Below are 15,233 nucleotides of genomic sequence, written 5' to 3'. Positions count from 1 at the left end.
CTCTTCTTATTTAAATTTTAGTTTTATTTACTGCACTTGGGTAGCAACTCTATTATCTTCAATGTCTGCCGCTGCTTTTAGCGCATCGTATACTTTTGTATTTACAGCATTTGTTTTTTGCTGAGCTACTCTATTTGCGGATGCTTGATAATTATCTAATTCTACTGCTGGTGTTACTTTAGTAACTTCAATCATATAAACACCGTTTTCCCCAGCTATTGGTTTTGAAGTCTTTCCTTCTGCTAGACCAAAAGCCGCTCCAACAACAAGTGGTTCTCTTCCAGCACCAGAAATGGTTGGAGTTTTCATAGTAAGTGCAGAAGCAGATCGAGCTGTTGTGTTTTCTGCCGCCGCTAAATCCTCTAAAGTAGTTGCTGAAATTCGATCTTTTATAATTTGGGCTTTCTTTTCTTTACGAATAGCTGGTAAGGCGGTAGCAGAAGCATCCTCTATGGCCATAAGCCCTTCTTCATGTTTTGCAACTAATTGCGCAATGGCATATCCATCAGGAATATTAAAACGCTTTATATCACCTGCTTCAGACTCGTCTTCAAACGTCCAACGCACAATTGGTCTTTGACTACCTATGCCCGTTATGTTTTCATCTAAAGCTTTTATGCCGTTAATTGGTCGTATAGTATAATTACTTTCAGTAGCTGTCGCTTCAAAATCATTATTTGCAACCTTTATTTCAAAATTTGAAGCGTCTCTAAATACTTTATTAATCGTAGCTTCAGATGGCTCTATCTTTCTTGAAATAGTTCCAATTTTTATGGCATTATCAACTGCTTTTTTATCATCAATTCTAATAATGTGATATCCAAATTGAGTTAATACAGCATCTACTTCTCCTGATTCATTTTCAAACAAAAAGTCCGCAAAATCAGGATCAAAACTTGCAGGGTTAAACGTTGAATATCTTATCCACCCAATACTACCATCTTTCCCTTTAGTACCATCAGTATTAATTTCATTTGCAACTTCGTTGAACTTAGTTTTGCTATTTTTAACTAAAGGCAACAAGCTATCAACTATCTTTTTTGCTTGATCTTTAGTTGTTGTAGTTTCAGCAGTAGCAGCTCGAGATCCAATAAAAGGGACAATTATATGACTTGATTGAACAGAATCCGCTATCTTTTTAAAACCAATAACCTTGGTTAATTTAAAGTTTCCTGCATCTTTATATGGTCCATAAACCTCATCTACATTCATTCCAAAAATAGTGTCGGCATGTGCTGTAGGTAAACTCGATTTATATACGAAACGGTCGTTAAACTTCTCTAACGATCCAGCAATTAGATTAATATAATCTGCATTATTCTTCACTTTCGAGAACGCTATAATTGTATCTTTTCTACCTGTTTCGTCAACAAACCTTCCATTTAAATAGGTTTCCAAATCTGCTTTAATGGCATTTTCGTCCTCTACAGTTGCAACTTCTTTAAACTCGACATAACGAATATCTCTCGATGCCTCAACCTCGTATTTTTTCTTATTCTTATTGATATAAGATGAAATATCAGACTTAGTTACCGCAATGGTGCTATCCGCAATAGTTGAATAAGGAATTTGTATATATTTAATATCTACTTTATTTCCTTGAAGTTTATGCTCCAATTCGCCTTCAGCTAAAGTTCCATTTAGACCCGCTTTAACTAAGTTAAAATAGTTTTGATTAAGTGTATTAGACGCTAATTGCTTTTCGTAATTAACCCAATCTGAATAGGTTATTGGCTGTCCTCCAAAAAATCCTGGCTGTGGAGATATATCTTTTAAATTGGCTATAAATTCGTTTAGCTTATTTTCATCAAATAATCCCGCCTCATTTAAAAATTGAGGATTAGTTGCAAAAGATGTTTTTAAAATATCACGCATTTGATCCTTCTCAACAGAAATCCCTAGCTCTTCAAACTGAGTTTCCATAACCGCTTGTCTAACCTCTTGATCCCATATACGATTCATTACTTGTGTGCTAGTTGCATTAGGACCTGCTTGTCGTTGGGCATTTTCTACCTTTTGAAGAAAATCTTCTCGGGTGATATCCTTACCATTTATAGTTGCTACAATGTTTTGGGATTTCGATGTTAGCGCATCACTGTTTTTGAATAAATCTGCTAACACAAAAGAAAATAATGCCAACGCAATAATTAAGATTAAAAAAAGTGAACGTTGTCTAATTTTATTTAAAACTGCCATTTGTTATTTAAAAATTTATGCCCTTTGAGGAGGATTTAATTATGAATTTACTTGCCAAAAATCACGATTTGACAAAAATATCGTGCGCGAAAATACCATTTTCTATTTAATAATAAAAGTAGATGTATGCTTTAATTGCTTGAAACTTTTATATTTTCTTGTTGAATTTCAATTATTACCGACAAACAAAATAACTCCGCAGTATTTACTTCGTTTTCAGGTAATAAAAGCATAAAGCACTGTTAATTTCTTTATACTAATCTTCCTCTAAAACTTTGAGTTCAACAAGATCAATTTTAGTGTTAGAAACCTCTAAAATTGTGAACTGGAATGTTTCTACAATAAGTATTTCGTTTTGCGCTGGTATCTCTTCTGTGTGATTCACAATTAAACCACCTAAAGTTTCATAGTTTTCACTTTCGGGAAGATCGAGCTTATATGCTTCATTGATATAATCTACTTCTAGTCTCGCTGAAAACGTATAGATACCCTCACCGGTTTTCTCCTCAATTAAATCGACCGTGTCATGTTCATCCTCAATTTCACCAAACAACTCTTCAACAATATCTTCAACAGTTAAAATACCTTTTGTTCCGCCATATTCATCCAGCACCACTGCAATACTTTTGTGCTTTTTGGTAAGCACATTCAAAACATCTTTTATAAGTACAGTTTCTGGAATGAACTCTACAGGGAGCATTGCCAATTTAATAGTCTTTGGTTTCTTGAACAATTCAAAAGAATGTACATACCCCAAAATATCATCAATAGTTTCTTTATAAACTAAAATCTTAGTACGACCAGACTCTGTGAAAATAGCATTAAGCGTTTTTAGTGATTCATTTATTTCAACCGCGATAATTTCGGTTCTAGGCACCATAACCTCCCGAGCTTTAACTTCTGAAAATTCCAGTGCATTTTGAAATATTTGAATCTCTGAATCTACCTCGTCATGTTCTTCAACCGATTCCATTTGTTCGCTAATATAGTTTCCTAATTCTACTTTTGTAAATGCTAATTGGATTTGATCGCCTTCTGTTTTAAAAAACAACCTCAGCACAGTATCTGATATCCACATGACAAAATCTGAAACAAAAGTGAATAAAACATAAAACACATAAGCCGGAAGAGCCAATGCCTTAATCAATGTATTGGCATATATTTGAAAAAATACTTTGGGTAGAAATTCTGCAGTAATTAAAATCACAATGGTTGAGATTATAGTTTGAGATAATAAACTTAAATCGGTTAACATATAATCTAAAAAAATGGATGATGCAGGTGTTAAAGATTGGAACCAATCCATCAATAAATCCCCCATAAATAATCCATAAATAACCAATGCTATATTATTACCTATCAGCATGGTTGCTATAAATTTGGAAGGCTTTTCAGTAAGTTTAGCCAATATTTTAGCTAATAAGCCTTCTTGCTTTTTTTCAATTTCAATATGTATCTTATTGGAAGACACATAAGCTATTTCCATACCAGAAAAAAAAGCTGAAAGTAATAAGGATAGAATAATTACAACTATCTCAACACTCATCTATTTGGATTGATCTCTATTATCAAATTTTCTACTAAACTTTCTTCTAAAAAAGAACATAAAAACTGCGGTTGCACCAAGTAAAATTGAAGTGTAAGCAACAACATCTTGATTAAAATACTTATCTACGGCATCATAAATAAAAAGTGCTGCAAAAACGATGTAGGCATACTGAAAAAACTTAGAATACTTCATGTATAAAATTTATTTACAAAGATACTAAAATAAGAAACGCAAGTTACTCATCGACGCTAATTATACCTGTTACTTCTAGCACTCTGGCATTAGTAAATTTAGTATCTGAATCGAAGCCATTACCGTTAATTACATCGGATCCCGTTCTAAAAGTAACAGGCTTATTGGTGAAGAGCCATTCTCTCTTTTGATCATAATATAGTTGTTCTGCAAACAAAGTGTCTTGACTGTGTGTTGCAATTCTAACATTGCCTTGTAAATCGATTAAGTCGGTTTTATTATAAACGATAGCATAGTCTGAAACAATTACACTCTTTTGATTATTATCATCAAAAACATCTAAAACAATTCCCTCTGGAAATTCGTTAAAGGCAAATTCTCTATTAGAATAATCTAACATCTTATCGCTTATAAGAATCGCTTTTATTTTACCAGAATCGGTATGCTTTAAATTAATGTTTTCTGCAACTCCAATAGGCTCATTTTCTGAAATGCCAATTTTTTGAACATCGTCAAAGTTGTCTTTACATGAAAAAAACATAGTCACCATTAATATGGTGACTATGTTAAGAAAATTATATTTTAAAAATGCTTTCACATTTATATGTTTGGAACTTTTACAGAAGAACCTATCCAACATGCGACTTTTATTGTTTGTCCTGCATTTCCAGCACTAAATATTTCCGCTTTTGTCGGTGCTTTAGCCGTATAGTTAGCCACCGACTGAGAAGCTGCTTTCGATAAAGTCGCATCTACACGTGCTGCTTTTCTAGCCTCGTCTGCTGCTAACCAATAAACTGCTCTTTTATTGAAGTTTGAATCACCACAATCCTTAGCACTAGACGCATACATTGCTGCGATAGATAAATATGGACGACCATTAGAAGGATTTAATTTTAGGGCCTCTCTAAAGAAACCTCTTGCTTGACCATATCTATGTTTAGCTTTTAATTTTAATCCAATTCTGTTGTTAAGTTTAGACTTTTTAAAATCGTCTGTCTCTAAATCGATAGCTTGTTTGTAAAAGGCAATAGCTTCATTTGGATTTCCTTCTTTATCCTTTAAGATACCTAAATAGTATGCCGAATTTGCAGATGGACTTAATTCATGATAAGCATTTACTAACTTGAAGAATAATGGATCGTCTGTACATTCTTTCTCAGACATTTTTCCTGCAGCTCTTTGTAACCAAATAGGGTTTGTTTTATTAGCTTCAAAATCTTTAGTGTATAAAGGAATTAAGTTTTCACAATTTGCTCTATCACCTAACTTAGAATCAATACTCCCAGCAATCTTATCATAAGCCTTTAAGTAACTTTCATATGATTTTTTATATCGCTTCTCTTTGCTTGTTAAAGCCGTACCTGATTCTTCTTTCGTAATTAACTTATTTACTTTACTCGAGTAGTTTTTAACTTCATCTTCAACTTTCTCTACAACGTCATCGTATTTGTTAAATAAATCAGCATCAGATTTTTTTCCAGCATCAAATAAACCTACCATTAACGAGAAGTATGTATATAAACTTTTTGGGTTGGTGAATGTTGCTTTATCTGCTTTATAAGCAGTATCAAAACAATCGTATAATTCTGAATCACTTTTACCTAAAATATCCTTATTATCATACATTAACTGACAAGCTTTGGCTGCATATTCACCTTTTGGAGTTTTACTAGCAAAATACTGAGAACGTTGCTCCCATAATTTTAAAAGATCGTTAATAAAAGGAACTTTTGCAGATCCTGCAGCCTTATCTATTTTATTGTCCAAGATTTTTTCACCATATACATATATGGCTCTATTAAACTTTGGGTTTCTTTCTCTAAGTTCCATGAAAGGTTTATAAGCTGCCTCATAATTCTTAGCTTTAGCATACTCGGTCATTATTGACAAGCTAGTCATATCTTCTTCGTTAGCTTGAGAGAAGCTTAAGTTAAAGGTCAAAAATAGTAATGTGAATAGTAATGTAATTTTCGTCTTCATGATAATAATTTTACGCTGTTAGTTATATTTCCTTTTAACAAACCATCTATCATTCAAAGATAAGCTTATTTGGAAATTAATAAAATTCTCTTGTATTAAGTTATTGTTGGTCGTGCCACGTTTTCCAATTTCAACCCCCATGTTTATGTTAGAAAATGAGGTGACTGCTCCAACTGGTAATCCTACTCCAAAAGATATGCCAAACTCATTAATTGATTCGTTATTTAAATTTAAACCTGTTTCTTCATAGCGCAATCCTGCACGATAAACAACCCTTTTAAAATAACCATTAAATGAATTATAACGTGGAATATAAAACCCTCCTACCGAAATTGTTGAGCCATCTTCATAAGAAGTTGCGTTACTTGAATATAACGGATTTGAGAAATTACTAGTTTGCTGTGTTGTATACTCTGCACCTAGGAACCATTTTCTTGGTTCTCCAATACCTACTCCGAAGGACAACCTTGAAGGCAAGGTTAGCACCGTTTCTTTCAACCCTTGAGGCTCTAAATCGGCATCAATAGTATTTACTTCTATTTCGTTACCATTGGAATCAAGAATTACTGTAGAAAAAGATCTTTCGTTTTTTGACGTTAAACTACTTTCTGGAGTATAAGTTAATCCAGACACAAACTCTAATTTTTCATTTAACATAGTATTATAAGACAAGCCTATATTAAAACTTAAACCACTTAAATCGGATCTATTGTTTTCGCGAGATAGGTACTGCAATGGTATATTATCAGAATCATATCCAAACTCAACATTATTATTTTGAACATTCCCAAAATTATAATTAGCATCAACCCCAATACTTAAACCCTTCGATACTTGATAACCAACACCCACAAAAGTTTTATTTAATCCGCCTTCACCTCGAAACCTATTTTCAATATTCCCATTAGCATTCAATGATTCCAATTTATACCCTACCGAAGTATAAGGCAATAAACCAAACCCAAATCCAAACCTTCCAACTGGAACCGATAAAGCTAAATAATCAAATGTTGTTGAACTTGCCTTTCCTTCAGAATTTGCGCTTTTTAAATCTAAAGAGGAATATCCTCCTCCAACAGAAAATTTTACTGGTCTACTTTCGTTTCCGTAGAAATTCAAATTACTCGTTGCATAAGATGCAGGGTTTCTCAAATTCACATGGATACTATCATTGTAAATGCTTAGACCTCCCATACTTCTATTTTCGACAGTACCTTTAAATTTTAGACTTCCGATACCATAAAAAGAATAAGGCGAGGCTGTACCCTCTTGGGCATAACTTTGAATTGCAAAAACAGCAATAAAAACTAATACAAGTTTTTTAATCATTAATTTGAGTTAAATTCTAAAATATAGTTCAATCCCTCTAAAAGAAAATTAGAGTTGGCAAATATGCTACTTTTTAATTGTTTAGACAAGAATTTAGCATCTCCACCTGTTAAAATTACTGTTAAATCCGAATATTTTAGTTTATAAGCATTAATAACGCCATCTATCTCGTTTAAAACACCAAAAACAACACCAGAATGAATAGATTCTTTTGTAGAATCTCCCGTTAAGTTCTTTGGCTTTTCTGTCTCTAACAACGGCAAATTTGCAGTAAAATTATTTAAGGCTTTATATCGCATACGTATGCCTGGAGAAATAGCTCCACCTAAGTATTCATTATTTGCCTTTATAAAATCATAAGTTATACAAGACCCCGCATCAATAATTAACACATTCTTTTCTTTAAATTTTAAAACTGAAGCACTGACTAAAGCTAACCTATCTATTCCTAATGTTTTAGGTGTTGTATATTTATTTGCAAATGGTACTTTAGTCTCCGAATTAAAAATTAATAGATTGAGCTTATGGTTTAATGACTTTAGTGTGGATTCACTAATCTCACCAACGGAGGAAATCACAGCCTTATTTAATGATGGATAGTTTTCAACTAAAGCATTAATATGCTTCAAAATATATTTAGGTCTTACTTTTTTCTTGTGAATGATTTTTGCATTGCTAAAAACCGCGAGTTTTGTATAAGTATTCCCAACATCTATTATTAGATTCATTTTTAAAGAAAAGGTCAAATTTACGAAAAAAATAGACCGATGGAAGATTCTAATATGTTATAACATGATATATACGCGACTGGAAAAATAAACTCAACTATTTTTTAAAATTTCTTTTGGTGAATAATAAAAATGAATATATTTGCATCCGCTTTGGCGAGGTACCTTAGCTCAGTTGGTAGAGCAAAGGACTGAAAATCCTTGTGTCCCTGGTTCGATTCCTGGAGGTACCACAAAAAAATCCCGAAACACTTTTGTTTACGGGATTTTTTGTTTCAATTATAAATATAAATTTTATTCATCTAATATGACGCCATTATAAATTGCATCTAATTTATGGATTAATTTAAAGGTCTTATTTATAATTTTTGCTTCTACTTTAATTTCTGCTATAATATTAACCCCATTGGAATCTAACTTAGAAACTGAAAGTCTTTCATTTGGAAAGAAAACTTTTAATCCATCTGTGTTATCTTGAAGATTTAATTCAAATTCCCCACTAACCCAATTTAAAAACCTATCATAGCTATTAATATTGGAAAATATTTTTTCCTCGATAAAAATGTGGAATGGCTTACCAAAAGAAATTTTTATTCTATCTAATCTATTATTTGATAAATATTCATCAATCATTCTGAGCTACTTTTAAAATTTTCAACTTGAAGTTCTTATTAAGTATTATTAAATGTGGAACATTGTTAATATTAATTTTATTTATTGATTTAGCTTCGTTAGGATTAAAATAAGAGCTATCATTTAAGATTGAATAGTTACTCCCACTTTGACCTAATAATACATAACCCATGGAAGCATCGTAGCGAATTGTCTCTACTTCAGCACTATAATCATTACCAACTGCAAAAACATCGAGATAACCGTCTTTATTCACATCTAAAACTGCGGTCGCTAGGGTAGGTGAAAATTGCCCTTGTGACGGCATGTTTCTGTATTCAAATTGGTCGTTACCCTTATTCATAAGAATTTTAGATTCGAAATTATAAGCTTGATAATGCGTCGCCCTGTTAAGTTTGTCATTTCCATAAATATCGGGTAATGTTGCATTTGCAAAAGCATTGTAGGTGTTTAATTTATCATTAATAAAAGGGGTTTGTTGTGACGAACACTCTTTTCCTCTAACTGGTAATAAATCTCCAGTTTGTGACACCTTACTTAATACAAGATCAAAGGTTTGATTGTTGTCTAAATAGTCTGCATAAATATGTAATGGTTTATCTTCTGTGGGATGAAATTTATTATTTTTTCCAAAATTCCCAAGAATATAATCCTGTTTACCATCTTTATCCAAATCTTGAGCCGTTATACTTTGATACCACCCATTCGATTTTTTTAATTCATCAATTTCCTTTTTGTAAAACTCACCTTTTTCATTATTTAAAATCACAACTGGCATCCACTCTCCTACCACAATCAAATCTTTATCGCCGTCATTATCATAATCAGAAAAAACTGCATCTTTTACAACTCCCAAGCCGGCAAGACCATCTATAGATTCTGAAGTAACTTCCGTCAGTATCCCATTGATGTTTTCAAGCAATCTTGATTTGTAGGATAAAGGATATTTTCCATGAATGACATCTCCTCCTAAAAAAACATCTAAATCACCATCCAAATCATAATCAGCAATAGTTACACAGCTGGTGCCTCTTAAGTTTTTATCAAGATTCTTTGACCTCTTAAAAAACCCATCACCATTGTTAATGTATATTCTATCTTGAAGTAATTGAGACTCTTCTGCAAATTCATAACCGCCAGATGCTACGTAAAGATCTAAGTCTTCATCATTATCAACATCAATAAATACTGCGTCTTTATCTTCAAATACCTTTTCAGCTTCAAATAAGGCTATATTTGTTTCCCTAAAAGTTCCATCTGTCTTCTGAAAGTACAATGATGCCGGAGCGTCCTTTGCGTTTCCAACAAAAAAATCTTGCAACCCATCTTTGTTTACATCACCAACAGCCAATGGTTTCCCACTTTCAGATTGTTTCTGAGGCAATAAAAGCTGGTGCTTAAAATCATCGAAATAGTTTTCTTTTTGAACATAACGAATTCCTAAATCCTCGGGGTTTATGTCTTTAAAATAGGGGATTGACAATTCTTCCTTAATATCACTCTCGTTTGCATTATTATACTTTAAAGCAATCGAAGAATTTACCTGAGGACTGTAAACTACTTCAACTTTTCCGTTTGGCCAATTAACCAAGACACTGTCTACCTTAGAAATTTGCCCTAAACCAAAATGTAACTTATTGGTGACTGATGACTGATAGCCCCTTGAAACAAATAAAGACTTCATTTGTTTTAGACTATCTGAATAAACAATTACCTCACTACCAATTCCATTCAGGTTTTTATCTGAACCTGATAAAATAACGGTTATGTGATTATTATTTGAGTTATTCCTGTAAACACTAATCTGATCAGATTGATTACTCAAAACAACATCTAAATCACCATCATTATCTAAATCTGAATAAACCGCTCCCGTGGAATTAACTTTTTGATCCATTCCCCAATCTTTAGTAACATTAGTAAAAGTCAAATCTGAATTATTCTGAAAAACATAATTACTAAGTTTATTTGAAGGCATCATTCCTATAGCCTCTTCTAAAGAAACCTTTTTCCTATTTTGAATATTGGTTTTCATCTGATTCCTAAAATCCTGATTAGACAAATCGTTCTCAATACCATTAGTTATTAATAAATCATTAAACCCATCGTTATCAAAATCAGCGATTAAAGGTGACCAACTCCAATCTGTTTTTGCAATGCCACTTAATTGACCTATTTCACTAAAAACTCCGCTGGCATTATTTAACTGCAGCATATTAGACATGTATTGATGATGGTAACCAGCTTCTACAATTGCATTAAAATTTTCAGTACTCATTGTCGCCATATTTTCTTTACTTCTTATATGGTCTTCAGCCATCATGTCAAGAGTAACTAAATCGGGAAGTAAATCATTATTTATATCTGCGTAATCCGACCCCATACTATTTGCTGAGATATGTTTGAATCTTTCTAGTATTTCATCCTTAAAAGTTCCGTCACCTTGGTTGATATAGAGAAAATCTGGTTCTAAAAAATCATTTGCCACATAAATATCTGGAATGTCGTCATTATTAAAATCACCAATCGAAGCACTTAAACCCCAAGCTTTATTTTCAAGGCCAGCCTCCTTTGTTACATTAATAAATTTTCCTTTTTCATTTCTAAACAATTGATCTGAAAAAAAAGGCTCTTTGGTTTCCTGAATTTTCATATCAATAGTAGTATTGTTTCTAAAATCGGCACGATGATTTACCAAATACATATCTAAATCTTCATCGCCATCATAATCAAAAAAATAAGCTTGAACTGAAAACCCGCTATGATCGAGGCCAAACTCCTTTGCCATTTCTTTGAAGGAATTATCCTTATTGTTTATAAAAAGTTTATTTTTTCGTAAGTCATGACTATTTAACGCACCAGATTTACACACATACATATCTAACCAACCATCATTGTTTATATCTATCAAACTAACTCCAGTAGTCCAGCCATTTTCATCAACTACACCGGCTTCTTTAGTAATATCTTGGAACTCAAAATCACCTTTATTTAAATAAAGTTTATTAGAATTTTGATTTGAAGTGAAATATAAATCTTCTAGCCCATCATTATTTACATCTCCTACAGCTACTCCAGCACCATTGTAGATGTAAGAATAATTTATGAAATTGAAATATAGATCCTCTTTAACAGCATTTATGAAATGAATGTTACTATGTTCATTATCAATTAAAGTAAAAAGAGTAGCTGGTGGGTTATCAATTTTATCTTTTGAACAAGCTGATAAAAGGACCAATAAAAAAATTATCCCGTTTGTAAAAATTGAATATAATTGTTTATACTGTTTCACTAACAATATTAGTTATAATATTATCTATTGGTCTTCTAACAAAATGAGTTGCCTGAAAACCTTTTTCACTTAATACTTCCTGTATATAATCTTGAGCAAAATAGGCAATAGATCCTACAAAATGAAGCGGCACCTTTTTTAGTTCTTCTTTATATTGCATGATATTATTTTCAATAAATAACTCTATTCCATCCATTAAAATCTTATGAATATAAGGATGGTCCTTATGTTCAAACATAAATCGTGCAAACTTCGCCAAATACTTGTTGGGAGTTGATGATTTATAAAGCTGCTTTACAACTTCCTTCTCTTTTAAATTATAATCACACTCAAAAACCTCACTTAAAGATTCTGGCATTTTATTGTAATAATAGGCCTTTAAAAGTTCTTTTCCAAAGTAGTTTCCGCTACCTTCATCCATCAAAACATACCCTAAAGCCGGCGATTTTAGATGTGTTTTCTTACCATCGAAAAAACAACAATTAGAACCTGTTCCCAAAATACTAACTACAGCAGGACTAGATGTTGTTGCATAAACCGCGGCCATAATATCTTCATGTGTAAAAGCTGAAGCATTTTTAAAAAATGATGTAAGAATCTTGTTTATTTTTTGCTGATTCTTTTTTGTCCCACATCCTGCACCAAAAAAATGTATATATTTTACACGGTCTTTATAAATAAATAAATCTTCGTTTTTATAAATGATAGCTTTTAATTCTTTTTTTGAAAGAATTACTGGGTTTAATCCCTTAGTCCGAATTTTGATGGGGTTTAATTTATCATTTCCATAAAGAACCCAGTCGCACTTGGTAGAACCGCTATCCGCAATTAAAATCATTATTTTTAATCTTCTAAATAATTCGTTTTACAAAACTCTGATAGCAATCTCAAGGAATTGATAATTACCACTTCAACATCGGCATGCGGTTTTTCTAAGACCTTTAAGTGATTATTTAAATCTCGAAGCTCATCCATTGTCAACGACTTAGAATCTATTGAACTTAAGAGTATTTGAGAAGAACTTGACAAGCTTTGAGACAGACTTTCAAGATGAGCTAATTTAGGATTCATTTTAAGCTTTGAGAATGCGTCATGGTTCCTAGCCCAACGAATTAATTGTTCTTGAAGTGCGAATGAATAATCAGGTTGATTAATAAATTTGGAAACCAAATCACTATAGCCTTCTGCATCTTCGGCATCAACAACACAAGCATCTGCAAATAAACTAAAAGGTGAGAAAGTTTTATATTCGACACCATCTTCATTCCGTTGATAAATCTTCAATGGCTCGCAAATTTTAGATAAGATTTCTAACGAAGCTATGTCTTGATTATCAGTTATATTCCTCAATATAACATCTCTATTCTTAATGTGAGTTATTCCTAACTCTTCCAAATTAAAAGATATCTTTTTGAGACGCTTTTTCATCGCATTAATATTATTAATGGCTTGAGGTGACCAAAACCGCTCAGCAATAGCAGCTGTTCTAGGCCATATTCTCGAATCGATGGTTAAAGGCGTTACTAACTCACTCCACATTGTAGTTTCTCCTCCAAGAATGTTAGCACGCTCAGTATCCGATAATTTAATATTTCCAATTGGATCAACACTGTAATGATGTTTAACGGAAAGCATTCTATCAATATAATAACCATTGGATAATACGGTCTGATAACCGTGCTTTGCCGCTTCAATTAATGATCCACCATTTTGTAGACCCTCATTTTCACCTCTCCATGAATGAATAACAGCTGTTGTAGGCATATTTGGTGTCATTATTTCGTCCCACCCCATTAATTTTTTATCAAGTTTATTCAATATTTTTTCCAACCTAATATTGAAATAAGTCTGCAAGTCATGGTTAGTTTTTAAATCATACTCTTTTTTAAAACTTTGAATTCTTTGATTCTCATTCCAATGCTTACCTTCATTCTCATCACCTCCTATATGAAAGTAATCATCAGGAAATAATGGTGTAATTTCAGAAAATAAATTTTCTAAAAACTGGTAAGTCTTTTCATTAGTAGGATCTAAGGTGGGATCAAAAATTCCTGAATTTCTTTCAACAGCATACTCAAAACCGTCTTTGCTTCCTATTTCAGGATATGCTGCTAATAATGCTGATGCATGTCCTGGAACATCAATTTCAGGAATTACGCGAATACCCAAATTATCTGCATATGTTACGATATCTTTTATTTGTTCGTGAGTATAGTACTGCCCATCTGAAGCAAATTCTTGAAGTCGAGGATAAATTTTTGATTCTATCCTAAAACCTTGATCATCGGTTAAATGCCAATGAAATACATTCATTTTTACCGAAGCCATAGCTTCAAGATTTCGCTTTAACACATTAATAGGTTGAAAATGTCTTGCCACATCTATCATTAAGCCTCGCCAAACAAATCGAGGCTCGTCCTTTATTGTTATTCCTGGAAAGTAATACTGAGTTATGTCATTTTGTGTTAGTTGCAATAACGTAGCCAAACCTCGAATTGCTCCAACATCAGTTCTTGAATTAATGCTAATAGATGAGTCATTAATAACTAAAGTGTAAGCTTCATCTGTATGAATATTAAGTTCAGCTACCTCATCAAATACGATTGTGACATTTGCCTTACTCTTTTCTAAGGGAAACCCTTGTTCTAAAAACACCCCAGTGCGATTACTTATTCTTCTTAAAAAACTAATAGCGGCATTACGAACTCTATGCTTTTCATCATTAGCATTTATTGAGATCGTAACGTCGCTATTAATAATAAACTTAGCAGAGTTTTCTGTAATTTCTTTAGGCCACGGCATTAAATCATATTGTTTCATGAGCTCATTTTGACCAATAACATTAATTGAGCAGTTTAAAATAAAAAGAAACAGTATGATTTTTTTCATGGTTTAAATTGTTAACGCATTTTGATATACTTTTCAGTAATTTTTCTGTTAATATTAGCTTTTTCAACTTTTTCAATTCCTGATTGAATTAAAGTATCACCTCGAAATTCAATATGAAATGGAAAGACATGACCTCTCAAATTTACCTTAGAAATATAGCTTAAGGTTTCATAGTAATTATTTCCATTAAGTAAATAACTTCCTCCACCACTATAAAAACGATTTTCTGATTCTTTTTGCTGGTTAAAAAAAGCAAAATGATCTTGGTTTATAATCTTTATAAATTCTGTATTCGACAAGTCTTTAACTACTAAAGAATCATTTTCTAAAGTTTCGGCATAGACCATTTTCCAAGTCCCAATTAATGCGTTTGTGTTTTGTCGTTTCGAACAACTTAACAATAAAAAGAATAATAAAAGAATGGCTAATACTCTCATCTATA

12 protein-coding genes and 1 tRNA gene are annotated in these 15,233 nt (G+C 32.3%); 1 reads left to right on the top strand and 12 read right to left on the bottom strand.

The window, feature by feature from the left end:
- Positions 1-27: 27 nt before the first annotated feature.
- The 7 genes from FEF17_RS07695 to FEF17_RS07665 form a co-directional block, all read right to left on the bottom strand.
- Positions 28-2,196: a peptidylprolyl isomerase gene (locus FEF17_RS07695; protein WP_139001762.1), complete on the bottom strand. Its 2,169-nt coding sequence runs from the start codon at positions 2,194-2,196 to the stop codon at positions 28-30.
- Positions 2,197-2,452: 256 nt separating this feature from the next.
- Positions 2,453-3,742 (bottom strand): hemolysin family protein, encoded by a 1,290-nt coding sequence (locus FEF17_RS07690; protein WP_139001761.1) that lies wholly within the window; start codon positions 3,740-3,742, stop codon positions 2,453-2,455.
- Positions 3,743-3,937, bottom strand: a complete 195-nt coding sequence (locus FEF17_RS07685; RefSeq protein ID WP_139001760.1) for a hypothetical protein — start codon at positions 3,935-3,937, stop codon at positions 3,743-3,745.
- 43 nt (positions 3,938-3,980) lie between these two features.
- Positions 3,981-4,535 (bottom strand): LPS export ABC transporter periplasmic protein LptC, encoded by a 555-nt coding sequence (lptC, locus tag FEF17_RS07680; protein WP_246046804.1) that lies wholly within the window; start codon positions 4,533-4,535, stop codon positions 3,981-3,983.
- Between the two features lie 2 nt (positions 4,536-4,537).
- Positions 4,538-5,920: a hypothetical protein gene (locus FEF17_RS07675; RefSeq protein ID WP_139001759.1), complete on the bottom strand. Its 1,383-nt coding sequence runs from the start codon at positions 5,918-5,920 to the stop codon at positions 4,538-4,540.
- Between the two features lie 18 nt (positions 5,921-5,938).
- Entirely contained in the window at positions 5,939-7,249 is a 1,311-nt protein-coding gene (bamG, locus tag FEF17_RS07670) for a BamG family beta-barrel-assembly machinery protein (RefSeq protein ID WP_139001758.1), read from the bottom strand.
- Positions 7,249-7,977, bottom strand: a complete 729-nt coding sequence (locus FEF17_RS07665; protein ID WP_139001757.1) for a type III pantothenate kinase — start codon at positions 7,975-7,977, stop codon at positions 7,249-7,251. Before FEF17_RS07665 ends, bamG begins: the two co-directional genes overlap by 1 nt.
- Positions 7,978-8,137: 160 nt before the next feature.
- On the opposite strand from FEF17_RS07665, the gene FEF17_RS07660 reads away from it, so the two are divergent.
- Positions 8,138-8,210 (top strand) — tRNA-Phe (locus tag FEF17_RS07660).
- 61 nt (positions 8,211-8,271) lie between these two features.
- On the opposite strand, the gene FEF17_RS07655 is transcribed toward FEF17_RS07660, so the two are convergent.
- Genes FEF17_RS07655 through FEF17_RS07635 form a run of 5 tightly spaced genes read right to left on the bottom strand, consistent with a single transcriptional unit; the run spans position 8,272 to position 15,228 of the window.
- Complete coding sequence (locus FEF17_RS07655) at positions 8,272-8,610, bottom strand: hypothetical protein (protein ID WP_139001756.1); 339 nt, start codon at positions 8,608-8,610, stop codon at positions 8,272-8,274.
- Positions 8,603-11,902 (bottom strand): VCBS repeat-containing protein, encoded by a 3,300-nt coding sequence (locus tag FEF17_RS07650; protein WP_246046803.1) that lies wholly within the window; start codon positions 11,900-11,902, stop codon positions 8,603-8,605. The genes FEF17_RS07655 and FEF17_RS07650 overlap by 8 nt, the downstream gene beginning before the upstream one ends.
- Positions 11,889-12,740 carry an N-acetylglucosamine kinase gene (locus FEF17_RS07645; protein ID WP_139001755.1) on the bottom strand — a complete coding sequence of 284 codons (852 nt, stop codon included), beginning with the start codon at positions 12,738-12,740 and terminating at the stop codon, positions 11,889-11,891. The genes FEF17_RS07650 and FEF17_RS07645 overlap by 14 nt, the downstream gene beginning before the upstream one ends.
- Positions 12,741-12,745: 5 nt before the next feature.
- A complete protein-coding gene (locus FEF17_RS07640; RefSeq protein WP_139001754.1) occupies positions 12,746-14,791 on the bottom strand; it encodes a beta-N-acetylhexosaminidase in 2,046 nt (681 codons plus the stop codon).
- An 11-nt stretch (positions 14,792-14,802) separates the two neighbouring features.
- Positions 14,803-15,228 carry a DUF4488 domain-containing protein gene (locus tag FEF17_RS07635; RefSeq protein ID WP_139001753.1) on the bottom strand — a complete coding sequence of 142 codons (426 nt, stop codon included), beginning with the start codon at positions 15,226-15,228 and terminating at the stop codon, positions 14,803-14,805.
- Positions 15,229-15,233: the final 5 nt, after the last annotated feature.

It is taken from the genome of Hyunsoonleella aestuarii (assembly GCF_006148925.1).
Taxonomy (GTDB): domain Bacteria; phylum Bacteroidota; class Bacteroidia; order Flavobacteriales; family Flavobacteriaceae; genus Algibacter_D; species Algibacter_D aestuarii.
This window is presented reverse-complemented; position numbering and strand designations above follow the sequence as displayed.